The sequence below is a fragment of the Pseudomonas sp. LARHCG127 genome (assembly GCF_052871455.1).
In genome coordinates, this window is record NZ_JBIXJT010000005.1 from 120,944 (window position 1) to 147,136 (window position 26,193).

A 26,193-nucleotide genomic window follows, 5' to 3' on the forward strand; every position below is an offset into this window, starting at 1 on the left:
ATAGCGGTGTGGCAGTCAATGAAGGTGTTGAATGTCCGTCCGCCATCGCGAGCAAGCTCGCTCCCACAGGTTTCCATGGGCCTTGGTCATGGCGCCAACGGTAGAAACTTGCCCTGGGCCAATGAGCGGCCGATCTGTCCACGGTGCACATCGATCACTGCGTAGGGGTTGTTAGCCTTGGCGAGCAGCGAGTGATAGTGCTCTCGACGCTGCGCCTTGGTCTTGAGATGCGCAACGTTGTAGTCGGCTTTCGGCGTATCCATCGCTTCATAATGAAAATGTGCGTACCAGATGGGGAAACCATCGCGGTCGTTGACGGCGTACTCCTGGAGAAAATCCTTGCGGGCCCCTGTCAAGGCCTTGCGTTCGCCCAGTCGTGCGACCTGTATCAGGTTTTTTTCGAACAGGTAGCGCAGGTTGCCGTCGGTGGGCGGCAAACTCAGGCTCAGCTCGGTGCGCAGGGCGCTGCCCCGGTTGGTCAGCCGGGTAATCGCATCCGTCAGTTGGGTGCGCAGCGCCCCATCTTCCGGGGTGCGTGGCGTTTGTGAGCTTGCGATGGCGTTGTCGAGTTCGTCGGACAGGGCGCGGAATCGGCTCGCCTCATTGTTCAGGATCTCCTCGATTTCCTGGGGATAACGGCAGCGCGTTTTGTAATCTTCGGCGCGGCGCAACCGCTGATCCAGTTGACCGAGCAATTTGCGCGCATCGCGGCTTATCGTTTCGACACGCCGCGTTCTGGGTGCTGGAGCGGGTACTGACGCAGCGGCAGGCTCCGGTTGACGCACATCGACGGGGTCCCACACATCCTCATGGAGCGAATAGATGGCGACGTCCTTATTGTTATCCGCGCGCAGCTCGACGACATCTATCGGCAGGCGGGTGCCGGCCGGTTTGAAATCGCCGATCAAAACCCCGTTGTTGCGAGTCTTGATCACTTTTTTCTGCGGGCGCCCCGCGGCCGCCTTGGGACGTTTCGGTGGGCGTTTGCGGCGCTCCGGTTCCGGCTCGGGCTTGACTTCGATGGCCAGTTTGCTGGAGGCGTCCTGATACAGGCTTTCCATCAACTCGGTCAGTTGGTTGAAGTAGGGTTGGTTTATATCGTCGGGATAGAGGGTTCTCATGCCCTGCAAATGGTCCAGGGCCCTGGCGTACTGCTCGCTCAGGCTTTCCAGGACTTGCAGCTCTTCCGATGGAGTCAGCTCGTAGGTATGCAGCTCGGCGTGAGTATGTACCTGCTTTCCAAGCGGCCGAAAAACCCGGTACATGTAGTCAGACAGGCCGCCGGAATTTTTGAGTGACAATAAATTGAGCGTGCTCATTTGCAGGGATTTGGCAGTGATTGAGTTTACTGCATCCAAGGGGCGACCTTTTGTCAGTTGCTCATACACCTTGGCGCCTGCGGAACCCTGATTCAACAGTTTCTCCAGGTACTCCTCGCTGAGCTCCAACCAACGGATTCGCCGACTGTTGATGTCGATTGTTTTCTTGAGGTAGTCAAAGTAGCTTTCTGTGTGATTGAGCAATACCTCGGGCGTGGGAGGTAAAAGGCGCGAGTTTTCGTCGTTGAGCGCTTGATATTCCGAAGCGGTTGCTTCAGAGGCGATGCTCGCGTAGCCGGCTACATCGCCCATCAGCTCACGGACGCGGTCAGCAGGCAAGCTTATCTTCAGCTCGTCGCGTTCGGGCATGCTGTCGAGCAGTTTGCGGCGAATGTCGACCTGCTGTTCGAGCAGCGTGTAAAGGGTTTGACGTTTAGGCGCGCGCTGCGCTTCAGTGTAGGTGCTGCCCTCTTCGACTTTCTTCAGTACCTGTTCAGCAACGCTCACCGCCGCATGTTGCTTGGGTTGTTGGAGCGCGAAGCCGGCCAAGTCATCGAGCAGCTCCTTCCTTCTCTGGTCCTTGAGCCGCCGCTGTTCAGCGATGCGCTTGGGTGGCATGCCTCCTCGCAGGCGCAAACCCAGGTCCATGGACCAGTTGCCCTGGCCGTCCGATTGCAACTGCGGGCCCAGGGTGAACGGGTCGAGTGGGTCAACGATCCTGACGACGACCTTGTTGCCTTGTGTCTCCGGTATGACTCGAAACAGTCTTCCGTCTATCAAGGCATGCCATTTGCTGTCGATCACATACAGCCCCTTGAAAGCGCCCACGCGGTAGGGCTCGGGCAGAGTCTTGGGGCGCGGCACTTCCATGTTTCGCAATTGAGTGCGTTGTTCCGGCGTCAGGCGATGGTGGGCGCTGGTGAAACTCAAGTCCAGGATTTGGCCCTGGTCATTGGCGTGCGCGTCCGGCAGGGCGACAGCCCCCTCCTGGATGCCAGGCTTCGCCGGCGCCGGCCATTGCTCGGCAATGACGCGTGGGGCTGGGGGGCGCATCGCCTGCTCCTTGAGGGATTCGGCGATGGGTGCACGAGACGGAGCAGGGATCGAGGACAAGTGGCTCGTCAGCAGGGCCAGGTTGACCAAAAAGTCGACGAAAGCGCTTTCCCGTGTTGCCGGGTCTTCGCTGGCCAGGGCCGGGATGTCATGGCTGGCACTGGCCATCAGGCTCCATAACCAGGCAATGGCCATGGCCGGACCGCGCAGCAAGGGAAACAGCAGCGTGTTGAACAGCAGACCGCCGCCTTCGAGCAACATCGCCCAGCGGCTTTCGCTGTTGGAGACTAAGTTGCGGTCGGCCTGGGTGACCAGCGCCTTTGCGTTGCAGCCATACAGGTACTGCAGCAACTGGCCGTTGTTCAGGTATTGCAGCAATTCCTCGTTGCCGCCGCCGGTGGCTAGCGTAGCAGGGGCGGGTTTTTCCGGCGCGGTAAATTCGTCGCCCTGGAGGAAGCGCACAATATGCGGTTCCTTGAACCCACCGTTGGCATACACCGGCCGGGCGGCATCAGACATCCAGATCAGGACGCTTTTTTGCACGTCACCGGCCGTGGCGATGGCCTGCAGCAGCGCCTGCTGCGTTGCAAACTCCATCAGCGAAGGCGTGCACAGCGGGCGATACAACAGGTGCGGCCCGGTTTTAGCGTCTTTCGCCTCGACAATGAACATGTTATTCACGATATCGGGTTGGGCCTGGGGCTGGCGCAGGAAGGCCAGGTGCCGGATGACGACGGGGCGCCCCTCGACCTGGCGGTCTTCGGCGTCGGGTTGCAGCAAGGCTTCGATGAACCGCAGCCCTTGGCGGGACATGCCATGTTCGTTGTTCAGCATTTGCTGCAGCGCCTGGAGCGGCAACTGCGCCGAGACCTGTTCGGCGAATACCTGCTGATGTTTCTGGGCCTGGGGCGAGTCGCCCATCAACTCTTCGCGCAGGTACTCAGGATAGGTCGCACCGATGTCGACCCGTTCGATCAATCCGTTTTTGTCGGTGATGAGTGCCTGGGTCAGCCAGGCAGGCAGTGCCAAGCCCTTGCGATGACGGATGTTCAGGTGCCCGCTTGGGCGGCCGACCAGATTGGCGATGGCCAGTTGCGTCAGGCTCAGGGTTCTTTTTTCGCTGATACCGGCGGTCCCGGGAAACCCAGCGGAAACGGTGAAGATCAACTCGACGTCGTCGGGGTGGAACTGGCTTGTGGAAACCTTGTTCGGGCTGCTGTCGTTGATTTTCTCCATCTCCGTGAGCAGCGCGTCGACGGTATAAGCGTTGATGTCGGTGATATCGGTTTGCTCTGATGCATTGTGCGTGGCACTGGCCAGCGCCAGGGTGGCGCGCCTGAAGTTTGCCTCATCGGTCGACGATGCATTTTTCAACCAATCGGGCCGTAGCGCGACCAGTCGAGTCGATGTTTGCGGCGTCAGACCTGGGAGATCGCGGAGGTAGCGGCTCGGGTCGCTCAATTCGCTGTACAGCGCCTTGAGATCTGCCAGGCCGATCCGGGCAGGCAATTGCATGGCCCGCAGATCAGCCAATTGCTGTCCCAGTATCATGACGGCCTGGGCTTCGAAGGCATCACCGGCGAGCTCGTAGCGTTGGCAAGTGACCGTGTCGACCACGTAGCGCTTGGCGATCTGTTCACCTCGATAGCGAATGACCGCGTCCATCGATTCGAAGGGCTGTACGGTGCCACCCGGGCTGCACAGCAGGAGAGTGAGTCCATATTCGGTGTAATGAGCCAGCAGGATATCGGTGCCTGGCAGCTCGGTGGTGGTGGAACCACGGGTGACCGTGTGTTTCAGGCCATAGGCATAGACAGGCGAGGCGTTGGCCTGGAAACGCTGGGCGCGCTCCGGCCACCGGACGATCTGGTCCAGGGCTTGGCGTGCCGGTACGCTCAAGCCGGGTTGTTGCAGCCGGCGAATATGCAAGGCGTTTCTGAGGGTGTCGCTGAGGCATCGCCAGCGGCTGATGCGCAGGGTGGTTTCGCTCAGGGCGGTCGTGCTGATGTCGCCATTCCAATAACGGGTCAGCGCATCTTCCAATCCGATCGGGACGATCCAGGGCAATTCAAGCAAGCATTTTTCGACAACCGTTACGTCCAGCCTTCTATTGCCCGACCACAGGCGGCTGGGGGGCGAGTCGGAAAGATAGCAGTCAAGCGCGCCCTGGGGACTGAAATCGACGGGCGTGCCGAGGGCCAGGTAATCGAGCACCAACGGCATGAAGGGCTGGAAGTTCCAGCCTTTGGCGGCTGCATTCGGGACCGCGAGACGGGTCTTGGAGAGGTCGATGGTCAGTTCGGGGTATTTTTCCTTGAGTGCCTGCTCAAGCATGTGCTGTACGACCTGCTCGAAGGTCGGGCGGTCGGCGAAGGGCTGGCTGCGGTTTTCTTCAAGCGCAGAAACGTTGTCGGCTGGGGATAGCGAGGTCATAAGAATTCCTTTTCTTGAACGCATGGCCGTCGGGATGACGACGAGGGTCAAGTGTCGGGATTCCCGTCCTCTGTGTGCGGTATATAGATACCACCCGCTTGGGGCGGGTGGTGTCAGGCTTGGTCGGGATCGCTGCCCAGCACCACGTTCAAGGCGCTGCGGGCATCGTCCAGTTGCACCAGGGTCGCATGGCGCGCGCCGAGGGCGTCGCGGTTCTCGATGGCGGTGAGGATCGCCTTGTGCCGCGGCATCGCCAGTTCATGCAGGTTGGGCCGCTGGTTGGAGTGCTTGAGGGCTTCGGCGATGGCCACGGACAACATGTTGCATAGATTGGCGAGCAGGTCGTTGTGAGTGGCGTCGGCAATACGACTGTGGAAGTCCAGGTCCGGTTGCAGCAACGCTTCGGGCGTCGGGGCCGCTTCCATGCGCTGGTAGGCTTCGCTGATGGCGGCGATGTCGTCGTCGGTGGCGAACTGGGCGGCGAGGGCGGCGGCGGCGGGTTCGATGATGCTGCGCACGCTGGTGAGCAGGCCGAAGAACTCATTCTGCGGGCTGCTTTGCATCAACCAGTGCAGCACGTCCGGGTCGAGCATGTGCCATTCCCGGCGGGCCTTGACCACCGTGCCCACACGCGGGCGCGAATACACCAGCCCCTTGGCGACCAGTACCCGGGTGGCTTCGCGCAGCACCGGGCGGCTGACCGCATACTCTTCGCACAACAGGGCTTCGGCGGGCAATTTATCGTCCGGCTTGAAGCGCCCGGAGACGATCTGCATGCCCAGTTCCTGGACGATGCGCGCATGCATGCTTTTGCGGTCGGAGGGTTTGCGGTAATCCATGGGACGCGGCGCGATCCTGTGCGAGGGGGGTGTTGCGCATGATAGCAGGCGCGGCGATGGCGGGTCGCTAGTGCGAGTTTTTGATGCAGATGAAGAGTCTTTGTGGGAGCTGAGCTTGCTCGCGATGAGGCACTTCCAGTCAACATCTCTGTTGTCTGTTACACCGCTATCGCGAGCAAGCTCAGCTCCCACAAAAGCTCAGCTCCCACAAAATTTGCTCTCACAAAGCTTGCTCCCATAAGGGAGACCTGGATCAGTGAGAGTGACGCGGCACCTCGGCGCCGCGACAACCCACCAGGAAGTCGAAGTCGCAGCCCTGGTCCGCTTGCAGCACATGGTCAATGTACAACTGGCGGTAGCCGCCCACCAATAACTGTTGTGGTGGCGCGAGGTCGGCCAGGCGCGCGGCGAGTTCGGCGTCGGGGATGTCCAGGTGCAGGCGGCCGCTGGCGCAATCGAGCTCGATCCAGTCGCCTTCCTTCACGGCGGCCAAAGGCCCGCCCGCTGCGGCTTCCGGCGCCACGTGCAGGACGACGGTGCCGTAGGCGGTGCCACTCATGCGCGCGTCCGAAATACGCACCATGTCCGTCACGCCCTGGGCCAGCAGCTTGGCCGGCAAGCCCATGTTGCCCACTTCAGCCATGCCCGGATAACCCTTCGGCCCGCAGTTTTTCATCACCAGGATCGAGTCGGCGTCCACATCGAGCTCGGGGTCGTTGATCCGAGCCTTGTACTCGTCGAAGTTTTCGAACACCACCGCACGACCACGATGCTGCATCAGCTCAGGGGTGGCGGCGGATGGTTTGAGCACTGCGCCCAATGGCGCCAGGTTACCGCGCAGTACGCAGATACCACCGTCGGCGCGGATCGGGTTGTCGAGGGTGCGGATGACTTCATCCTGGCCGTAGATCGGCGCGTCCTTGGTGTTGTCGCCGAGGCTCTTGCCGTTGACCGTCAGCGCGTCCGGGTGAGGGATCAGGTTGGCTTCACCCAGGCGCCGCAGCACGGCGGGCAAACCGCCGGCGTAATAGAACTCTTCCATCAGGAAGCGCCCGGACGGCTGCAGGTCGACGATGGTCGGCATGCCGCGCCCGATGCGGGTCCAATCGTCCAGGTCCAGTTGCACGCCGATGCGTCCGGCAATGGCCTTGAGGTGGATCACCGCGTTGGTCGAGCCGCCGATGGCGGCGTTGACACGAATGGCGTTTTCGAAGGCTTCCTTGGTCAGGATCTTCGACAGTTTCAGGTCTTCACGGACCATTTCCACCGCACGCATGCCGGACATATGGGCCAGCACATAACGACGGGCGTCCACGGCCGGAATCGCCGCGTTGTGGGGTAGGGAAGTGCCGAGGGCTTCAGCCATGCAGGCCATGGTCGAGGCCGTGCCCATGGTGTTGCAGGTACCGGCCGAGCGGGACATGCCGCCCTCGGCCGCGAGGAAGTCGTCAATGGTGATGGTGCCGGCCTTGACCTGCTCGCTCAATTGCCAGACCACGGTGCCGGAGCCAATGTCCTGGCCTTTGTGCTTGCCGTTGAGCATCGGCCCGCCGGTCACGACGATGGCCGGTACATCACAGCTGGCGGCGCCCATCAGCAGGGCGGGGGTGGTCTTGTCGCAACCGGTGAGCAGCACCACGCCGTCGATCGGGTTGCCACGAATCGCCTCTTCCACGTCCATGCTTGCCAGGTTGCGGGTCAGCATGGCGGTGGGCCGCAGGTTCGATTCACCGTTGGAGAATACCGGGAACTCTACCGGGAACCCCCCGGCCTCGATCACGCCACGCTTGACGTGCTCGGCGATCTGCCGGAAGTGCGCGTTGCACGGCGTCAGCTCCGACCAGGTGTTGCAGATACCGATGATCGGCTTGCCGTGGAACTGATGGTCGGCGATGCCCTGATTTTTCATCCAGCTGCGGTACATGAAGCCGTTTTTGTCGGCGGTGCCAAACCATTGGGCCGAGCGCAGGGAGGGTTTCTTATCAGACATGATCGATTCTCTTATTGTATGACTATATTGTTCTAGCTGAAGCGTAACATAAGCGCAATTTGTGCGGTTTGGAAGTGTTGTTGGGTAAATAGTATTACTATATAGTCCGATTCAACGGAGGGATTGTCCTGGCGGTCATTCGCGAGAGAAATCCCCCGAGGTTCTATAACAACAACAATCGGAGACCGGTCCCATGAGCCAGGAACTGCGGCTTATTCGTCGCATCACTCTCAAACTGATTCCCTTCCTGATCCTGCTGTACCTGATCGCCTACGTAGACCGCTCTGCGGTGGGCTTTGCCAAGCTGCACATGGGCGCCGACATCGGCATCGGCGACGCCGCCTACGGCCTGGGCGCCGGGCTGTTTTTCATCGGTTATTTCCTGCTGGAAATCCCCAGCAACCTGATGCTGGAGCGCTTCGGTGCCCGGCGCTGGTTCGCCCGGATCATGATTACCTGGGGCGCCATCACCATTGGCATGGCGTTCGTGCAAGGCCCCCATAGCTTCTATGTGATGCGCTTCTTGCTGGGCGCGGCCGAAGCCGGGTTCTTCCCGGGCGTGCTGTACTACATCACCCAATGGTTCCCGGTGCGCCATCGCGGCAAGATCCTGGGGCTGTTCATTCTCTCCCAACCCATCGCGATGATGATCACCGGCCCGGTATCCGGCGGCTTGCTGGGCATGGACGGGATCCTTGGCCTGCACGGCTGGCAATGGCTGTTCATTGTCATCGGTCTGCCGGCGGTGCTGTTGACCTGGCCGGTGCTGCGCTACCTGCCGGATGGCCCGCAACAAGTGAAATGGATGGACCAGGCCGAGAAGGACTGGCTGGCCGGTGAGCTGAAAAAAGACCTGGAGGAATACGGCCAGACCCGCCATGGCAATCCGCTGCATGCCCTCAAGGACAAGCGTGTGTTGCTGCTGGCGCTGTTCTACCTGCCGGTGACCTTGAGCATCTACGGCCTGGGCCTGTGGTTGCCGACGCTGATCAAGCAGTTCGGCGGCAGCGATCTGGTAACCGGTTTCGTGTCGTCGGTGCCGTACATTTTCGGCATCGTCGGCCTGCTGATCATTCCCCGCAGTTCCGACCGCTTGAACGACCGCTACGGTCACCTGGCCGTGTTGTACGTGCTGGGCGCCATCGGCCTGTTCCTCAGCGCCTGGTTGTCGGTGCCGGTGTTGCAATTGGCGGCGCTGTGCCTGGTGGCGTTCGCGCTGTTTTCCTGCACGGCGGTGTTCTGGACCTTGCCGGGACGGTTCTTTGCCGGCGCCAGTGCGGCGGCGGGCATCGCGCTGATCAACTCGGTGGGCAACCTGGGTGGCTACATTGGTCCGTTCGTGATCGGTGCTCTGAAGGAGTACACCGGCAACCTGGCTTCGGGGCTGTATTTCCTGTCCTGTGTGATGGTGTTTGGCTTGGTGTTGACTGGCGTGGTCTACCGCCTGCTGGAGCGCAAGCATGTGTTGCCGGCGGATCAGTTTGCCGCCAGCGCCCGGGGGGCGACACGTACCTGAAATGACTGCGATCAACTGTGGGAGCGAGCTTGCTCGCGATGGCGATCGGACAGTCAACATCCCGGCTGAATGGGAGGCCGCTATCGCGAGCAAGCTCGCTCCCACAAGGGAATGCACCAAATTCAAGTTTTGCGTACAAGGAGAAAGATATGCGTTTAGTTCAGTTCGAATTGAGTAACGGCGAACGCCGCGTCGGTGTGGTCGAGGGCGATCGAGTGCGCGAAGTGCAGGGCGCCGGCACCGTGCGCGAGCTGGCGCTGGCAGCCATCGAAGCGGGTGTGAAGCTTGAGCAGCAGGTCAACGGCCTGGGCCTGGGTGCAAGCCATGACTACGCGCAGTTGCTCGGTGAGCTGCGCATCCTGCCGCCGCTGGATCACCCGGACCCGGCGCACCTGTTGGTCAGTGGCACCGGCCTGACCCACCTGGGCAGTGCCTCGGCCCGGGACAAGATGCACCAGCAGGCCGGTGACGAAGCGACCATGACCGACACCATGCGCATCTTCAAGTGGGGCGTGGAGGGCGGCAAGCCCCAGGCCGGGCAGGCCGGTGTGCAACCGGAATGGTTCTACAAGGGCGATGGCAGCATTGTCGTCCGTCCGGGCCACCCGTTTCCGTTGCCGCCGTTCGCCGAAGACGCCGGCGAAGAGCCGGAAATCAGCGGCCTGTATGTCATCGGTCACGATGGCAAGCCGTATCGCCTGGGCTTTGCCGTGGGCAACGAGTTTTCCGACCACGTGATGGAGCGCAAGAATTACCTGTACCTGGCCCATTCGAAACTGCGCAGTTGCAGCTTTGGCCCGGAACTTCGCGTGGGTGAACTGCCTCAACATCTATCCGGGACCAGTCGTATCCTGCGCAACGGCGAAGTGCTGTGGCAGAACGAATTCCTCAGCGGCGAGGCGAACATGTGCCACAGCCTCGAAAACCTGGAATTCCACCACTTCAAATACAGTCAGTTCCTGCGCCCGGGGGACGTCCACGTACACTTCTTCGGCACCGCGACGCTGTCGTTCGCCGATGGCATCCGCACCCAGCCGGGGGATGTGTTCGAAATCAGCCAGGCGGAGTTCGGCGCGCCGCTGGTCAACGGTATTGCCCCGGTGGACGCGGTGTTCAATCCGGGTACTATCGGCACACTTTAAAGGAGACTTGCGATGAACCAGATCCTTGGCCACAACTACATCGGCGGGGCGCGCAGCGCGGCCGGCCAGACCCGCCTGCAGAGCGTCGACGCCAGCACCGGCGAGGCCTTGCCCCATGCATTCGTCCAGGCCACGGCCGAAGAAGTCGATGCCGCTGCCAAGGCCGCTGCCACGGCATACCCGACCTATCGCAGCCTGAGTGCGGCGCGCCGGGCCGAGTTCCTCGAAGCCATTGCCGATGAACTGGACGCCTTGGGCGATGACTTCGTCGCCGTGGTCTGCCGTGAAACCGCGTTGCCAGCGGCGCGGATCCAGGGCGAGCGCGGGCGTACCAGCGGCCAGATGCGTCTGTTCGCCAAGGTCCTGCGCCGTGGTGATTTCTACGGCGCGCGCATTGACCGCGCCTTGCCGGAGCGCACGCCGCTGCCGCGTCCGGACCTGCGTCAGTACCGCATCGGCCTCGGCCCGGTGGCGGTGTTCGGCGCCAGTAACTTCCCCCTTGCGTTTTCCACCGCCGGTGGTGATACCGCAGCGGCGCTGGCCGCCGGCTGCCCGGTGGTGTTCAAGGCCCACAGCGGCCACATGGCCACGGCAGAACACGTCGCCGACGCGATCATTCGCGCCGCCGAGAAAACCGCGATGCCGGCCGGTGTGTTCAACATGATCTATGGCGGTGGCGTCGGCGAATGGCTGGTCAAGCATCCGGCGATCCAGGCCGTGGGTTTCACCGGTTCCCTCAAGGGCGGGCGTGCCCTGTGCGACATGGCGGCCGCACGGCCCCAGCCGATTCCGGTGTTCGCCGAAATGTCGAGCATCAACCCGGTGATCGTGTTGCCCCAGGCGCTGGAAACCCGCGCCGAAAGCATCGCTCGCGACCTGACCGCCTCGGTGGTGCAGGGCTGCGGCCAATTCTGTACCAACCCGGGCCTGGTGATCGGCATTCGCTCGCCGCAGTTCACCGCCTTCACCCAACAGGTGGCCGCGCTGATCGGCGACCAGTCTGCCCAGACCATGCTCAACGCCGGCACGCTGCAAAGCTACGGCAAGGGCCTGCAAAAGCTGCTGGCGCACCCGGGCATCGAACACCTGGCCGGGCGCGAGCAACAGGGCAACCAGGCCCAGCCGCAGTTGTTCAAGGCCGACGCCAGCCTGTTGATCAACGGTGACGAGGCGCTGCAAGAAGAGGTGTTCGGCCCGACCACGGTATTTGTCGAAGTCGCCGACCAGGCGCAACTGACCGCCGCGCTGAACGGCCTGCACGGCCAACTCACCGCGACGATGATTGGCGAGCCGGCGGATTTCGAACAGTTCGGCGAACTGACGCCGTTGCTGGAGCAGAAGGTCGGCCGCATCTTGCTCAACGGTTATCCAACCGGCGTCGAGGTGTGTGATTCGATGGTGCACGGCGGGCCTTACCCGGCGACGTCCGATGCCCGTGGCACCTCGGTGGGTACATTGGCGATCGATCGCTTCCTGCGTCCGGTGTGCTTCCAGAACTATCCGGACAGCCTGCTGCCGGAACCACTGAAAAACGCAAATCCGCTGGGGATCCAGCGGTTGGTGGATGGGGTGCCGGGGCGCGAGGCGCTCTGAGGGTTGCGGTGAGGTCGTTACATTCAAGTTGAATGTGCCGGCCTCATCGCGAGCAGGCTCGCTCCCACAGGGGATTTACGCTCATCACCAATCTCCTGTGGGAGCGAGCCTGCTCGCGAAAGCGATATGTCAGGCAACACCGCTTTCGAACCTTATGGCCCAAGGCCCACTCCCACATTGGGTTATCATGGCACTTTCCCAATGACCGACTGATCACCATGACTGCCGTAACCGACACCCTGCTGCACGCCCTCGAACATTGCGACATGCTGATTATCGATGGGCTGCATGCATTCGATTTCTCCCTCGACGAGCAAGATCAGTTGCACGTCGAGTGCATGAACGGCCGCACCCTTGAGCATTGGCGTTTCACCCCGGCGCAGATGCAGGCCGCGACCTTCGACAAAGCCCTGAAGCATTGGGTCATTACCAGCGATTCGGGCGATCACCACCTGGAATGCGTGGAAGCGACCAGCGGCCACGACGATGAGGACTCCGATCATGAAGATGCGTAGTTTCTGGCCCTTGTTGATGGCCGGCAGCGTGGGCGCCATGGGCGTCCAGGCCGACACCAGCGAGCGCCACCAGTTGTTGGTGGGCTCCTACACGGCGGGCCAGAGCCAAGGCATCTACCGGTTGCAGTTCGACAGCCGCACCGGCCAGATCGACGCCAACCCGTTGCAAGTGATCAAGACAGACAACCCTTCATGGCTGACCCTGTCCAAGGACATGACCCGGCTGTTCGTGGTCAACGAAAACGGGCCGGGCCAAAAAGACCCGGTGGGCAAGGTCAGTAGCTACGCCATCGACCCAAAGACCCACGCCATCAGCCTGATCAGCCAAGTGCAATCCCTGGGCAACGAACCGACCCATTCGAGTTTGAGCCACGACGGCCAGCATTTGTTGGTCAGTAACTATTCCGTGCTGGAAAACCCGGGCGGCACCTTGGTGGTGGTGCCGGTGGGGGCGGACGGCAAGCTGACGCCAGTGGTCCAATCGGGCAGCCATCAGCCGAGTCGGGTCAATCCCGAGCGGCAGAAATCCGCTCATGTGCATTCCGCGGTGCCGTCACCAGACGGCAACTATGTGTTCGCCAATGACTTGGGGGCGGACAAGGTGTTTGTCTACCGCTACAACCCCAAGGCCAACCCCGAACTGCCGTTGACGCCTGCCGATCCGCCCTTCGTGCAGTTGCCGCCGGGCAGCGGGCCGCGCCATCTGTTGTTCAGTGGCGATGGCAAGCATGCCTGGTTGACGATGGAGATGACCGCCCAGGTCGCGGTATTCGATTACCAGGACGGTCGCCTGACCCAGCGCCAGTTGGTCGATCTGGCCGACGGCAAACCCCAGCCGGGTAAGGCAGCGGCAGCGTTGCATGCGTCCAAGGACGGCAAGTTCTTGTACGTCAGTAACCGTGGCACCACCAACGAAATCCTGGTGTTCGCTGTAGACCCGACCTCCGGCACCTTGAAGGAACTGCAGCGACGCTCCGTCGAGGGTGATCACCCCCGGGAGTTCAGCCTTGATCCAAACGAAAAATTCGTCCTGGTCGCCAATCAGAAAAGCAACCAGATCGTGGTCATCGAGCGCGATCCAAAGACCGGCCTGCTGGGCAAAACCGTTCAGAAACTGCCCATGGATGCGCCAAGCGATGTGAAATTCCTGGTGCGTCAATAACGCTCAGGCCCCGATTTCAGGGGCCTTCGCCGTTGTATCAACAAGACTGATAGTCGCTAGTATTACAAAGCATTTCAAGGCGAGACGCCTCGGCGCGTAAGTTTGCTTCACGGCCCCACCGGGCAAATCAGCCAACTGAATCCGAGGATTACCGCCATGAACCTGAATCTTTTTTCCGTGATCGCCGCTTCCGCCATCTCCGCCAACGTGGCATTGCCGGCCAGTGCCAGCATCGAGATCAGCGACAAGAAAAACCGCACCCAGAGCTACACCGAGAAATACCTGCAACAAAGCGCCAACTTCTATGCGGCGCTGGACCACAAGACCCAACACTGAACACCGCTGACCCTTGAAGCCTGCGATCTTTTCGTTTCCTACCCGGATCCCGGGGGAGAGAAAAGATCGCAGGCTTCGTGCTTGGGTTGAAAATCACCGTTGTGATATCACATGGCCATGTGTTTAAATTTGACGCTCGTTAATTGACTCCTTACCAATAAGGATCGACACCATGGCGATGCGTCTGGCAGTGATGCTGCTGTTCCTCTATTCCACCCCGATTGTCTCGGCGGCCCAGCCCGTTCCCGGTGAGCTGGAAGTCGCCCGTGAGCGATTGTTGAGTTTGTTGGGCGACTGATTGGCTCAGATAGCAATGGGCTGCATGATTGCCTTTGTGGCGAGGGAGCTTGCTCCCGCTCGATTGCGTAGCAATCGCTAAAAGGGGGCTGCTGCGCAGCCCAGCGGGAGCAAGCTCCCTCGCCACAAAAAACCCCTTAGCCACAAAAGCCCCTCTTAGCCATAGAAGCTCATTAGCCACAAAAAGTGCGCTAACTGGGCAAATGGTTACTTGGCCATGATCGCCACGAACAGCTCTGACTCGAGCAATCCCTGCAGCCAATCCTGTAGCCGAGGGTAGGGCGCCTGGGCAAACCAGTCGCGGTCGACATGGGCGAACTGCCGTATGAAGGGCAGCACGGCCACGTCGGCCAGGCTCGGGTGCTCCGCCGCCAGGAAGGGCCGGGCTTCAAGCAATGCCTCCAGTCTGCGCAGATAATTTTCACCCTCGCTACGGTAATGTTCCTTCGAGTATTCGGGATGGCGTTCGGGGTATTTGTAGCGATTCAAGTGAAGCTTGAACACTCGGTCGTTTTCCTCGACCAACGCCGCTGTCAGCGCCTGGCCTTCGGGATCGTCCCGTAGTCTCCAGTCTTGCGGATCGTGCAGGTCCAAGGCCCAGCCCATGATCTCCAGACTCTCATCGATCACCCGGCTATCGACTTGCAGCACCGGCACCGTGCCTTTGCTGGAGAGGGCGAGCATCTCGGCGGGCTTGGCCTTCAGGCTGACTTCGACAATCGCCACCTCGACCGCGCTGTAGCGCAAGGCCATGCGCGCCCGCATCGCATAGGGGCAACGGCGGAAGGAGTAGAGCGTGGCACGACTCATTTCACCTCCACCGTGCTCAACCCGTTGCCCTGGCGCCGCACCTGGATCTGCACCGGGATCCGCTCGTGCATTTCCTGCACATGGGATATCACCGCAACCTTGCGGCCCTGGGCCTGCAGGCCGTCGAGGGCATCCATGGCCAGTTGCAGCGACTCGGGGTCGAGACTGCCGAAGCCTTCGTCGATGAACAGCGATTCGATCTTCAGTGTGCTGGACGCCATCGAGGCCAGGCCCAGTGCCAGGGCAAGGGAGACCAGGAAGGTTTCGCCGCCGGACAACGAATGCACCGAGCGCAGTTCATCGCCCATCTCCGTGTCCATCACCAGCAGCCCGAGCATGCTGCCGCCGCGCTTGAGCCGGTAGCGGCGCACCAGTTGCCGCAGTTGGGCATTGGCGTGGTGCACCAGCAGGTCGAGGTTGTACGCCTGGGCCAGCTTGCGGAAGCGATCACCGGTGGCCGAGCCGATCAGGGCATCGAGGCGTGCCCAGCGCTGGTATTCGGCGTAGGCCTGGTCGATCTGCTGGGCCAGGGCCTGGTTGGCGTTCTGCCGACGTTGATCCTCGGCCTGTTCGGCGCGCAGTTCGGCGCAACGCTGTTCACTGGCGGAGAATTGCGCTTGCAGCTCGGTGAGGGCTTCGGCGAGTTGCTCGGCGGCCAGGTTGCCGTTGTGCTGGGCCTGGTGATTGTGCAGGCGTTGCTCGCGTTCGGTGAGCAGGACGCGGGCCTGTTCGATGGCTTTTTCGCTGTTGAGCAAGCGCTGGCGCAACTGGCTGACCTGTTGTTCGTCCAGGCTGAGCAGGGTTTGAAGGGCGGCATCGTCCAGTTCAGGATGGCCGGTGCGCCACTGCGCGATACCCGTATCCAGGGCCTGAAGTTCATGGTCCAGGGATTGTGCCTGTTCCTGGCGGGCCTTGAGTTCGGCGGCCAGTTGCACGAGGTTGTTGCGCAATTGCTGCAACTGCTGATTGGCCGTTGCCTCGGCCTCCCGGGTCTGTTCGAGGCTCTGGTCGAGTTGTTGCTGCCAGTGTTCGGCGCTGCTGTGCTCGCCGAGCAGTTGCGCGAGTTTTTCCTGGCCGGCCTGCTGTTGCTCGCTCAAGGTGCTGAATTGCACGCGGGCCGCTTCAAGTTGCTGGACGCGAGTCTGCTGGCGGTCCTGTTCTTTTTCCAGGGTCTGCTGGCGCTGGAGCTGTTCGCCCAGTTCGTCGCGTTGCTGATCCAGTTGCGCCAGGCGCTGGGCGATCTGCTGGTCGAGCTGCAAGAAGGTCGCGGCGGGATCGCTGCGCAAAGCCTGCAAGGTGTTCGCTGGCAGCAGGGTGCTGAAGTGGCTCAACTCTTCGTCCAGGCGCTGGCGGTCGCGGGCCAGCGCTTGCTGCTGGTTGCCCAGGTGCTGTGAGGCCTGTTGGCTGGCGACTTCGGCCTCGTGCAGGCGCTGGCCCATCCGGACGGCGTCCTGCTGCAGGGTCAGCAGGGCGGTTTGCCGTTGTTCGTCCTGGCTGATGTGCTGGTGCAGTTGGCTGTTCTGCTGGGCCAGCCAGGCGTCGCGCTTGCCCGAATCCTGGGCCAGCAGTTGCGCCGACAACGGGTGGGCTTCCAGGCTGGGCGCCAAGCCCTGTTGCTGGCTGGCGAGCTGCTCCTGCTGCTGTTTGAGCTCCTTGAGCTGGGCCATGACGCCGCTGTACTGCGCCCGTAGCTCGATGACTTTTTCGTTGAGCTGTTCGACGGCTTTGCGGGCGTTGGCCTCTTCGGATTCATCGAAGCGCCCGAGGTTTTCCAGCAGGGCTTCGGGTTGATGATAAGGATGCTCGACGCTGCCACATACCGGGCAGGGCTGCTCGTCCTGCAACTGGGCACGCAATTGCTCGACGCTTTCGCTGCGGGCCAGGCGCTGGCGTGCCAGCAGTTCGCGGGTCACGGTCAGGGCCTGCTCGGCGATGGTCAGTTCGGCCTTGGCTTCGCCGCCCTCACGCACCAAGCGGTCACGTTCCTGCAACGCTTGTTGCTGGCGTTGTTCGAGCTCGGCGCCGCGTTTGTCCAGCTCTTGCTGACTGGCCCATAGCCGGGTCAGTTCTTCGAACGCGCGCAGTTGCTTGCGGTTGTCTTGCAGCAGGTTGCCGAGCAATTGGATCTGTTCGGCCACCGCGTCGGGCTCGGCGCCCGCTTCCTTGTACAGCACCTCGAGGTCTTGTCGGCGGCTGGCCAGTTCTTCGGCGGCGCGGGCGGCGCTGTGTTCCAAGGTGGCGAGTTCGGCCTGGCCCTGGTTCAGGCGATTGCCGATCAGCATCAGTTGTTGGAGACGATCGCGATAGGCGTTCCAGGCGTCGCTCAGCGGCGCCAGGTGGGTGCTTTGCTCAAGTTCGCCGGCGATGCGCTGCAAGCGCTCGGCCACCTGTTTTTGCTGGTCGAGCAAGGTATCGATGGTGCGCTGGCCTTCGGTGCACGCCTGTTGCGCCTGTTCCTGGCGCTCGGCGGCCTGGCTGGTGTCCTTGGCGAGGCGGGCCAGGCTGCTTTGCTCTTCAAAGGCCTGGCGCAGCAACGGCGCGCTGTCGCTGCTTTGTTGCCGGGCTGCGGCCTGTGCCAGTTGCGCGGCGTCCAGGCGTTTTTCCAGTTCGGCCTGTTGTTCATGCAAGTCGATCTGCTGTTGGGTGAGCTGCTGGATCTGCCCGGCCAGGGGGTCGAGTTGTCGGCTCAACTCCGTCTGACGAATGAACTGATGGCGCTGGGGCGCCAGTTGTTCCAGGCGGGTCAGTTTCAGGCGTTCGTCGGCCAGGGCGTCCCAATCGACCTGGGCCTGTTGCAACTGCTCGGCGGCGCTGGCGTGTTCGTCCTGCAGCTGGCGCAGGTCCCGCAGCCAGGTGTGTTGCTGCTCCAGTTGCTTGAGCTGCGCCTGCTGGGTCTTGAGCTGCTGCTGGGCGTCATTGAAACGCTGGTCCAGCTCGGCCCGGGCTTCGGGAACCAGCGGCGTGACGCCGCTGGCCTGGTCCTGCAATTGCCGGTGGCTGTCCTTGGCTTGCTTGGCCTTGTCGAAGGCGCGGCGGCCGAGGCGGGTATACAGGGCGGTGTCGGTGAGTTTTTCCAGCAGTTCGCTGCGGTCGTTGTCATCGGCCTTGAGGAACGCGCTGAACTCGCTTTGGGCCAGCAACACGGCGCGGGTGAACTGCTCGAAGTTCAGGCCCAGGGCGGCTTCGAGCTGGGTCTTGTATTCGCCTTTCTGGCTCGCCAGCAATTGATCGTTGTCCAGGTCCCGCAAGCTCTGGCGGCTGGCTTGCAACTTGCCGCCGGCCTTTTCCCGGGCGCGATTGGCTTCCCAGCGGGCCCGATAGCGGCGCCCGTCTATGCCACGAAAATCCACTTCGGCAAAGCCGTCGCCGGTGCCGCGGCGCAACAGCGTGCGCGGGTCACCCGTGGCGATATCGCCATCGACGTCCGGCACCTTGGCGTCGCGCCCGGTGTTGTTGAGGCGCGGCACGGCGCCGAACAGCGCCAGGCACAAGGCGTCGAGCAGCGTGCTCTTGCCGGCGCCCGTGGGGCCGGTAATGGCGAACAGGCCGGCGCTGGCCAAGGGTTCGGCTGTGAAATCGATTTCAAAAGGCCCGGCCAGGGACGCCAGGTTCTTGAGGCGGATCGCGAGAATCTTCATGGCTGCTCGCTCTCCATCTGCACGTCTTGCAACAGCACGGCAAAGTCCTTGAGGGTTTGTTCGTCCACTTCGTTGCCGTAGGTGTCCTGCCAGGCGCGGCTGAACAGTTCCTGCGGGCTGAGCTGATCGAGCTCCACCAACGCACCGTCGTCATCGGCACCGCCAGTGCCACCGTTGCCGGCGTACTCGGCGCCGATCCGTACCAGGCGCACGGCCTTGCCTTGCAACGCGGTTTCAACCTGGTGGCGCAGGTCCGGCTGCGGTTCGTCGAGGCGCACCCGCACTTCCAGCCAGGGTTGGCGCTGGATGTCGGCCAGCAGGTCGATGTCGGGCAATTCCTTGAGTTGCCCGAGAATATCGGCCAGGGGGGCCGGGCCCAGGCGTTGAAGATTGACGGCCCGGGGAATCAGGCGTGGTTCGACCTTGACCAGCGTCTCGCCGTCCAGCGTGACGTCGAGAATCTGGTGCTGGTAGCCAATCTCCGAGAACGACAGTGGGATCGGCGAGCCGCTGTAGCGGATGCGCTCTTCACCGTTGACCTTCTGCGGTTTGTGCAGGTGGCCGAGGGCTACGTAGCTGATGCTCGGGCCGAACAGGCTGGCGGGCAGGGCCTCGGCGTTGCCGATGATCAGGCTGCGCTCGGAATCCTCGGACACCGAGCCGCCGGCCATGTGCGCATGGCTGACGGCGATCAGCGCCTGGCCTTTCTTGCGCTTGCTGTTGGCGGCAGCGATCAGCCACTCGTGCACCTGGCCGATGCCCCGCAGGTAGTCGTCACCCAGTTGCGCGCCGGTGACTTCGGCGGGGCGCAGGAACGGCAGGGCCAGGCACCACGCCTTGACCTTGCCCTTGGCATCGGGCAGCGGCAATAACAGCCGCTCGACGTCCAATTGGCCGTCGTCCAGCCACAACACCCGGCCCAAGGCGTGGGTGCGCAAGCGGCGCATCAGCGGCGCGGGCAATTCGATACGCGAGCCGGAGTCGTGGTTGCCGGCGATCATGACAATGGTCAGGTTGGCGTTTTGTTCATGGGCGCTGACGATGAAATCGTACAGGCGCTCCTGGGCTTTGACCGGCGGGTTGACGGTGTCGAAGATGTCACCGGCAATCAGCAGCACGTCGGGTTTTTCCTGGCTCAGCTGACGCAGCAGCCAATCGAGGAAGCAGGCGTGTTCGAAATCGCGTTCCTGGCCGTGCAGGTTTTGTCCCAGGTGCCAGTCGGAGGTGTGAAACAGACGCAAGGTGAACTCCAGAAACAGATGATGGCCGCGGTGAAGAGGGGGCGGCTAAAAGAAGGAGAGTTTACTGGGAAACGGAGGGGAGGATTTGGTCAACTTCATTGGATCTATCTGAACACGACCCTGTGGCGAGGGAGCTTGGTCCCGCTCGATTGCGTAGCAATCGCCAAAAAGGGGCTGCTGCGCAGCCCAGCGGGAGCAAGCTCCCTCGCCACAAAAGCCACAAAAGCCACAAAAGCCACAAAAGCCACAAAAGCCACAAAAGCCACAAAAGCCACAAAAGCCACAAAAGCCACAAAAGCTGAAAAGCTGAAAAAGCTGAAAAAGCTGAAAAAGCTGAAAAAGCTGAAAAAGCTGAAAAAGCTGAAAAAGCTGAAAAAGCTGAAAAAGCTGAAAAAGCTGAAAAAGCTGTGAAGGCTGCAAAACAGAAGTTTGGGTTATTTAGGGTAAAGCGGCGGCAATCCGGAATCACCCGCCGAATCCAGCGCCCCTTCGGTGGGCGGGATGGTACGAATGGCCCGCCACAAGTCTTCGCCTTGCCAATGCTGGCCGGTTTCGCTGTAGAGCGCGCCGTTGAGGCCATCCAGGGCGTCGGACAGCGGCACGAAACGCGCGGCCATGTCGGCCAGGGTTTCCGGTTGCTGGCGGGCCCAGGCGTCCAGGGCTTGGCGGGTGGCGTGGGGGTCGTTGGCCAGGCAGGTACGCTTGAGGTCGTCCAGCAGGGTGCGTGGGCTCGGTCCGGCCTGGGTCGAGCGCAGGATCGCCGGCTGCCAACGGGCGCGCCACCACAAGCCGAAGCCGAGCAGTGTCGTGCAGGCCAGGATCAGGCTGCTCAGTTGCCAATACCACAGGGTCTCGCTGTCCACCGTGGTCACGATCTGCGTCGTGCTGGCCGGTGTATCCACCATCAGGCTCGGATTGTTCGCCACTTGCAGGGTCCGCGCCGGGAGGCTGGTGCGGTCCAGGTGATCTTCCAGGGTGTTCCACCAGACCACTTCCACCGGTGGCAGCTCGATGGTGCCGCTGCGGTTGGGCACCAGCGCCTCGCGGTCCTCGCGGCTGCCCACCAGCCCGCGTTCACTGCTGCGGCTGCTCAGTACCGGTTGGTCCGGATAACGCCGCAGGCCATTGATCTCGGTGGCCGGCAACGGTGGCAACTGGGCGCTGGCCAGGCCTTCGGCTTCCAGGGTCAGGCTGCGGGTCAGGGAATCGCCGACCTGGCTGTGGGTCGGCTCCGGGCTCCAGCTTTCACTCAACGACAGGCTGCGTGCCGGCAGCCAGGGCACGTCGGCCGGGTAGCTGGCCGGCTTGGGTTTGACGCTCAGCAGCAGTTGCTCGGAGCTGACCCGCATCAATTGGCCGGGCTTGGGGCCTGAAGGGGCGGCGTCCTGGGCCACCGGTTCGACCAGGGTGGCACTGAAGGTCTGGGCCGGAATCGTCAGCTCGCCGCTGCGCTGCGGGTAGATGCCATAGCGCAGTTCGATGACGCCATGGCGCACATCGTTGATGACTTTTTCATAGGTGCGCGATTCGCCCAGTTGTTCGGTGCGCGCATCGGGGATGTGCAATGGCGTCAGGCTGCTGTCGTCGTACAGCGACACCGAATGATAGATGCGCAGGGTCAGGATCGCCTGGGCCTGCACATACACGTCGTGCTGGTCGAGGCTGGCTTCGATGAACACTGGCGCCAGGGTTCCCGAGGCGTTGCGGGTTTCGCTTTCGATGACTTGCAGGGTGATCGGCTGGCTGCTCACTTCGCCCAGTTGCAGCGGCGGAATGACCACGGTGCCGCTTCGACGTGGCAGCAGGGTGATGATCCAGCGAGTGGTGGCGCGGTTCTCGCCGTCGAGGGTCGTCAACTGATTGACCTGGCGGGTGCCGCGCACATCGAACAAGGCCTGGAGCGGGCTCAGGTCGGGTTTGCCGAACAACGTGGCGTCATTGGATTCCAGGGTCAGTTCCACCGTTTCCCCGGAGTTCAGGCGGCTGCGGTCCACACTGGCCGTCAGCTGTGCAGCCTGGGTTCCAGAGGCCCAGAGCAGCAAGGCGAGGAGGTAGGCGGTGAAGCGGGTCATGGGTTTTTTCCCTGGGCCTGATGGCTTTGCTGTTCATACCAGAATTTACGCCTGAGCAGCTCGCCGGGGTTATCCGGGATCTGGCGCAACCATTGTTCCATGGCCTGGCGTTGTTCTTCTTCATTGCGCTGGCCGCCGGCGGGACGCAGCGGCGGCGTGGTGGTCTGTTCATCAGGCAGCTCGCTACCCGGCACATCCTGGGCGGTGGGCGGCTGTGCGGCCCGTGGAGGCTGGGATTCGTCCGGCGTCGCGGTGGTCTCGGTGGATGGCTGTCCCGGTTCGGAAGACTGGCTCGTCGAAGTGCTATCCGGCGCTTGCTCGGAGGGGGCTGGTTCCTCGTTTTCCGCGGGCTTGGGCTCTGGCGCCGGTGGTGCCTGCTCCTTCAACAGGCTCTGCACCAGCGCCTTGTTGGTCTGGGCCGGGCGCAGGTCGGGTTGCAATTCCAGGGCTTGTTCGTAGGCATCCAGTGCGGCCTCCAGCTCACCGCTCTTGGCCAGGGCGTTGCCACGATTGTAGTGGGCACGGGCGTCGTTGCCTTCGGCGAAGCGCCGGGCGGCTTCGCTGTATTGACCCGCTTCGTACAGGGCGACGCCTTGCCATTGGCTGTCCTCGAAGTGGGCGGCGGCTTCGGCGGGGCGCTTTTGCTTGAGCAAATGCTGGCCCTGTTGATCGGCGCGCAACCACAGGTCCTGGAATTCGAAGGCGTGGCCGGTTTGCGGCAACACGAACAGCAGCGGCAGGCAGAACAGCCAGCCTCGACGTCCGGCGCAGGCGGCCAGCAGCAACAATGGCAGGAGCAGCCAATAACCCTGGTCGGCCCAGGTGTCCAGGCGCAACGTCTGGCCGTCACTGCGCAGATGGCGAGGACCGTCCAGCAGGCCCAGGCCGCGCAGGTCGCTGTCATCCAGCCGCGCCGGTCGGTAGCGACCGTCCAATTCGTTGGCGAAGGCCTTGAGGCCCGGGCTGTCCAGGCGCGGCACCAGGATCGAGCCCTGGGCATCCTTGAGGTAACTGCCATCTTCCTGGGCCACCGGTGCGCCTTCCCGGGTGCCGATGCCCAGCATCAGCCATTGCGTGGCGGAACCGTCCAGGACTTGGCGGATGCCTTCACGCTCCTGTTCGTTCAACGAAGAGCCGATCAGCAGGATCCGACCGTGGCCAAGTTCACCCTGGTCCAACAGGGCCATGGCCTTATGGACCGCCAGGTCGGCGCGATGACCGCCTTGGGGCATGATCGACGGTGCGACGGCTTCGAGCAGGTTGGCGCTGGTGGCCAGGTCGTCGGACAGCGGCACCAGCGTGTGGGCGCTGCCGGCATAGACAATGATCGCGGTCTGGGCATCGCTGCGGTTCTGCAGCAGGTCCAGCAACTTGCGCCGGGCCTGTTCCAGGCGCGTCGGCGGGACGTCGGTGGCGAGCATTTCCGGGGTCAGCTCCAGTATCACCACCAGCGGATCGGCGGGTTTCTGGCTGGTCTGCTCGACCCGCGCCCAGCTCGGCCCCAGCAACGCCAGCACGATCAACGCCCAACCCAGGCCCAGGGCAATCCATGGCAGCCGGCTTTCCCGGCCACTGCCGCCGCTGAGCAGCACGGCGTGGAAGGCCGGCGGCAAGATCATCTGCCAGCGGCCCACTCGCTTCTGCCGATGCCACAGTTGCCAGAGCAACCAGCCCAGCAACGGCAGCAGCAACACGAACCAGGGGCGCAGCCAGTGTGGCCAGAGGGCGATCATCGACGCCTCCGCAAGCGCAGCCGCTTGAGCCGTTGGCGCCACTCGGTGTGTTGGGCCGGCTTGAACAATGCCTGGTTGAGCAGGCGTTGCAGTGGATTGTCCGGCCAGCGCACCCGGGCCGCCAGCAGCACGCTCAGCAACAGCGCAACGGTCAGGGGCCAGTGATACAGCGCCAGGGCAGGGCGCGCTTGGGTCGGTTGCTGGGTCACCGGTTCGAGCTGGTCGAGGGTGGTCTTGATCGCCAGCAGTTGCTCACCATCCTGGGCGCGGAAATAACGACCGCCCGTGACCTGGGCAATGTCCTTGAGGGTCGGCTCGTCGAGGTCCAGGCTCGGGTTGACGCCGAGGAAGCCCGCCGTACCGCTTTGTTCCGGGTCGGCACCGATGCCGATCGGGTAGATTTTCACGCCTTCGTCGGCGGCCAGCTGCGCCGCAGTCAATGGATCGATTTCGCCGCCGTTGTTGGCCCCGTCGGTGACCAGGATCAACACGCGACTGTGGGCCGGGCGCTGACGCAGGCGCTTGAGGGCCAGGCCGATGGCGTCGCCAATGGCGGTATTCTTGCCGGCGATGCCGATGCGCGCCTCGTCGAGCCAACGCCGCACGGTGCGACGGTCGAAGGTCAGCGGCGCCTGCAAGTAGGCCTGGCTGCCAAACAGGATCAGGCCGACCCGATCACCCTCGCGGCCTTCGAGAAAATCCCCGAGCATGTGCTGGACCAGCGTGAGGCGGCTGACTTCTTCGTCCTTCCACTGCATGTCGGGAAAGTCCATGGAGCCCGAGACGTCCACCGCCACCAACAGGTCGCGACCGCTGGCGGCAATGGGCAACGGTTCCCCCAACCACTGCGGCCGGGCGGCGGCGATCAGCAACAGCAGCCAGAGCAGGATAAAGGGTGCCTGTTGTCGCCAGGTCGGCAGATTGGCCCGGGCCCGACGGCCCACCAGGCCTTCCAGGTCACCGAGGAAACTGACCTTGAGCGCCGGCTCGCCGCTGTCGGCCGCCGGCAGCACCAGGCGCATCAGCCAGGGCAGTGGCAACAGGGCGAACACCCACGGCCAGGCGAATTCAAACATGTTTGCGAATCCAGATTTCCACCGCCTGGGTCAGGCCGGCGATGGCTTTGTCGTCGAGCTTGCATTCGGGCTTGTAGGCGCCTTCCACCAGTACCATCCAGCGCGTCAGGCCGGCGGCCGGGCAACGGTTGTCGAGGAAGGCCAGCCATTTGCGCCCGTTGAGGGTGTGGCTCTGGCTGTAGGGATAGTGATTGCGACACAGGCGCTTGAGCAGCCCGTTGAGCTGCTGCAGCCAGGCACCGGCCGGCGCGCCGTCGTAGGGTTTGGGCAGCCGGGCGAGTTCGGCCAGGGCGGCCACGCGCACCGGGTCCAGGGGTTGCTCAGTGCGGTCCGTGGTGCGCTTGGCGGGAATGAAGCGGCGCAAATGCCACAGCCCCAGGCCCAGCAGCGGCAACAGTACCAGCAACAACCACCAGCCCGGCGCGGGTGGCCAGAAGCCGATGGGCGGTGGCGCCATCAACGGTTGCAGTTGATCGAGACTGCTCATCGGCTTTTCCCGGCCCGCTTGGGGTTCAGGTATTCGCGCAGTTGTTCGACCATGTCGCCCTGGGTGCTCAGGGGCATCATCAGGATTCGCAGCTTCTGCGCCAGCAGCTCCCAACGTTCCTGGCGAGCGTCGGCCTGGGCGCGATAGGCCTGGCGCAACTCGAAATTCAGGGTGTCGAGTTCCAGTTGGGCATCGCGTTGGGCGAAGCGCAGCAAGCCGGCGGCGGGCAAGGCGTGGTCCAGTGGGTCCGACAGCGGCAGCAGCAACAGGTCGCAATGGCGCGACAGCAGGCTCAGTTGCTGCTCGGCGCTGTCGGACAAGGCACGCTCGTCGCAAATCACGATCACCAGGCTGCCGGGCCGCAGCACTTCCCGGGCTCGACGCAGGGCGATGCCGAACGAGTCGCGGTCCGGCTCGCCCTCGGTGTGCAGCGATTGGTTGACCCGCACCAGCCGGTTGAGCAATTGCAGAAGGCTCTGTTTGCTGCGCCGCGGCTTGACCTCGTAATGGGTGTTGTTGCCGAACACCAGGCCACCGACCCGGTCGTTGTGCCCCAGCGCGGCCCAGCCGATCAGGCTGGCGGCCTGGGCGGCGAGCACCGACTTGAACATCAGCCCCGAGCCGAAGAACAGCCGGTGGCTTTGCTCGATCATGATGAAGATCGGCCGCTCGCGTTCTTCGTGGAACAGTTTGGTGTGGGGTTCCTGGGTCCGGGCGGTGACGCGCCAGTCAATGGTGCGTACGTCGTCGCCGGCCTGGTAGACCCGCACCTGGTCGAAATCCACCCCGCGCCCACGCAGCTTGGAGTGATGCAGGCCGATCAGCGGGCTGCGTTGGCCCGGTGTGGAAAACAATTGCACCTCGCGCACGCGATGGCGCATCTCGATCAGCTCCGAAAGGCTGACGCGGATGCCCGGTGCGGGCGCCAGGGGGTTATTCAT

The 26,193-nt window shown here is 62.8% G+C and carries 19 protein-coding genes; 8 read left to right on the top strand and 11 right to left on the bottom strand.

The features are described from left to right. Positions 1-86: 86 nt before the first annotated feature. The 3 genes from ACIPQ1_RS10720 to ACIPQ1_RS10730 all read right to left on the bottom strand — a co-directional run bounded on the left by ACIPQ1_RS10720 (position 87) and on the right by ACIPQ1_RS10730 (position 7,634). Positions 87-4,805: a dermonecrotic toxin domain-containing protein gene (locus ACIPQ1_RS10720; protein ID WP_446534070.1), complete on the bottom strand. Its 4,719-nt coding sequence runs from the start codon at positions 4,803-4,805 to the stop codon at positions 87-89. Between the two features lie 113 nt (positions 4,806-4,918). After that, positions 4,919-5,644 carry a FadR/GntR family transcriptional regulator gene (locus ACIPQ1_RS10725; protein ID WP_207965257.1) on the bottom strand — a complete coding sequence of 242 codons (726 nt, stop codon included), beginning with the start codon at positions 5,642-5,644 and terminating at the stop codon, positions 4,919-4,921. 253 nt (positions 5,645-5,897) lie between these two features. Then, on the bottom strand, positions 5,898-7,634 hold the full coding sequence (locus tag ACIPQ1_RS10730) for an IlvD/Edd family dehydratase (RefSeq protein ID WP_411387371.1): 1,737 nt from the start codon (positions 7,632-7,634) through the stop codon (positions 5,898-5,900). A 193-nt stretch (positions 7,635-7,827) separates the two neighbouring features. On the opposite strand from ACIPQ1_RS10730, the gene ACIPQ1_RS10735 reads away from it, so the two are divergent. The 7 genes from ACIPQ1_RS10735 to ACIPQ1_RS10765 all read left to right on the top strand — a co-directional run bounded on the left by ACIPQ1_RS10735 (position 7,828) and on the right by ACIPQ1_RS10765 (position 14,196). Continuing rightward, the gene (locus ACIPQ1_RS10735) at positions 7,828-9,150 is read left to right on the top strand and encodes an MFS transporter (RefSeq protein ID WP_250964410.1); all 1,323 of its coding nucleotides are present in this window, start codon (positions 7,828-7,830) and stop codon (positions 9,148-9,150) included. 149 nt (positions 9,151-9,299) lie between these two features. Then, positions 9,300-10,292: an AraD1 family protein gene (araD1, locus tag ACIPQ1_RS10740; RefSeq protein WP_446534071.1), complete on the top strand. Its 993-nt coding sequence runs from the start codon at positions 9,300-9,302 to the stop codon at positions 10,290-10,292. Positions 10,293-10,304: 12 nt separating this feature from the next. Further along, entirely contained in the window at positions 10,305-11,885 is a 1,581-nt protein-coding gene (locus ACIPQ1_RS10745; protein WP_186728537.1) for an aldehyde dehydrogenase (NADP(+)), read from the top strand. Positions 11,886-12,103: 218 nt separating this feature from the next. Next, positions 12,104-12,400 (top strand): DUF5629 family protein, encoded by a 297-nt coding sequence (locus tag ACIPQ1_RS10750; RefSeq protein ID WP_250964407.1) that lies wholly within the window; start codon positions 12,104-12,106, stop codon positions 12,398-12,400. Then, a complete protein-coding gene (locus ACIPQ1_RS10755; RefSeq protein ID WP_411387372.1) occupies positions 12,387-13,562 on the top strand; it encodes a lactonase family protein in 1,176 nt (391 codons plus the stop codon). Before ACIPQ1_RS10750 ends, ACIPQ1_RS10755 begins: the two co-directional genes overlap by 14 nt. A gap of 156 nt (positions 13,563-13,718) precedes the next feature. Beyond that, entirely contained in the window at positions 13,719-13,898 is a 180-nt protein-coding gene (locus ACIPQ1_RS10760) for a hypothetical protein (protein ID WP_186704886.1), read from the top strand. Positions 13,899-14,070: 172 nt separating this feature from the next. Further along, a complete protein-coding gene (locus tag ACIPQ1_RS10765) occupies positions 14,071-14,196 on the top strand; it encodes a hypothetical protein (RefSeq protein ID WP_272971873.1) in 126 nt (41 codons plus the stop codon). 206 nt (positions 14,197-14,402) lie between these two features. Here ACIPQ1_RS10765 and ACIPQ1_RS10770 read toward each other — a convergent pair whose 3' ends face one another. The 3 genes from ACIPQ1_RS10770 to ACIPQ1_RS10780 are packed head-to-tail and all read right to left on the bottom strand — an operon-like array spanning position 14,403 to position 19,884. Next, positions 14,403-15,005, bottom strand: coding sequence for a glutathione S-transferase (locus ACIPQ1_RS10770; protein ID WP_250964405.1), 603 nt, complete (start codon positions 15,003-15,005; stop codon positions 14,403-14,405). Then, positions 15,002-18,643 (bottom strand): AAA family ATPase, encoded by a 3,642-nt coding sequence (locus ACIPQ1_RS10775; protein ID WP_411387373.1) that lies wholly within the window; start codon positions 18,641-18,643, stop codon positions 15,002-15,004. The genes ACIPQ1_RS10770 and ACIPQ1_RS10775 overlap by 4 nt, the downstream gene beginning before the upstream one ends. Continuing rightward, positions 18,640-19,884 carry an exonuclease SbcCD subunit D C-terminal domain-containing protein gene (locus tag ACIPQ1_RS10780; protein WP_186704889.1) on the bottom strand — a complete coding sequence of 415 codons (1,245 nt, stop codon included), beginning with the start codon at positions 19,882-19,884 and terminating at the stop codon, positions 18,640-18,642. Before ACIPQ1_RS10780 ends, ACIPQ1_RS10775 begins: the two co-directional genes overlap by 4 nt. Between ACIPQ1_RS10780 and ACIPQ1_RS10785 the strand changes: the two genes are divergently transcribed. Further along, on the top strand, positions 19,870-20,295 hold the full coding sequence (locus ACIPQ1_RS10785) for a hypothetical protein (protein WP_446534072.1): 426 nt from the start codon (positions 19,870-19,872) through the stop codon (positions 20,293-20,295). The two genes, ACIPQ1_RS10780 and ACIPQ1_RS10785, sit on opposite strands and share 15 nt — an antisense overlap. 23 nt (positions 20,296-20,318) lie before the next feature. Here ACIPQ1_RS10785 and ACIPQ1_RS10790 read toward each other — a convergent pair whose 3' ends face one another. The 5 genes from ACIPQ1_RS10790 to ACIPQ1_RS10810 are packed head-to-tail and all read right to left on the bottom strand — an operon-like array spanning position 20,319 to position 26,193. Beyond that, positions 20,319-21,956, bottom strand: coding sequence for a BatD family protein (locus tag ACIPQ1_RS10790; protein WP_411387376.1), 1,638 nt, complete (start codon positions 21,954-21,956; stop codon positions 20,319-20,321). Continuing rightward, positions 21,953-23,689, bottom strand: coding sequence for a tetratricopeptide repeat protein (locus tag ACIPQ1_RS10795; protein WP_446534073.1), 1,737 nt, complete (start codon positions 23,687-23,689; stop codon positions 21,953-21,955). The genes ACIPQ1_RS10790 and ACIPQ1_RS10795 overlap by 4 nt, the downstream gene beginning before the upstream one ends. After that, entirely contained in the window at positions 23,686-24,765 is a 1,080-nt protein-coding gene (locus ACIPQ1_RS10800; protein ID WP_446534074.1) for a vWA domain-containing protein, read from the bottom strand. The genes ACIPQ1_RS10795 and ACIPQ1_RS10800 overlap by 4 nt, the downstream gene beginning before the upstream one ends. After that, on the bottom strand, positions 24,758-25,252 hold the full coding sequence (locus ACIPQ1_RS10805; RefSeq protein ID WP_411387378.1) for a DUF4381 domain-containing protein: 495 nt from the start codon (positions 25,250-25,252) through the stop codon (positions 24,758-24,760). The genes ACIPQ1_RS10800 and ACIPQ1_RS10805 overlap by 8 nt, the downstream gene beginning before the upstream one ends. Then, positions 25,249-26,193 carry a DUF58 domain-containing protein gene (locus tag ACIPQ1_RS10810; protein WP_434702241.1) on the bottom strand — a complete coding sequence of 315 codons (945 nt, stop codon included), beginning with the start codon at positions 26,191-26,193 and terminating at the stop codon, positions 25,249-25,251. Before ACIPQ1_RS10810 ends, ACIPQ1_RS10805 begins: the two co-directional genes overlap by 4 nt.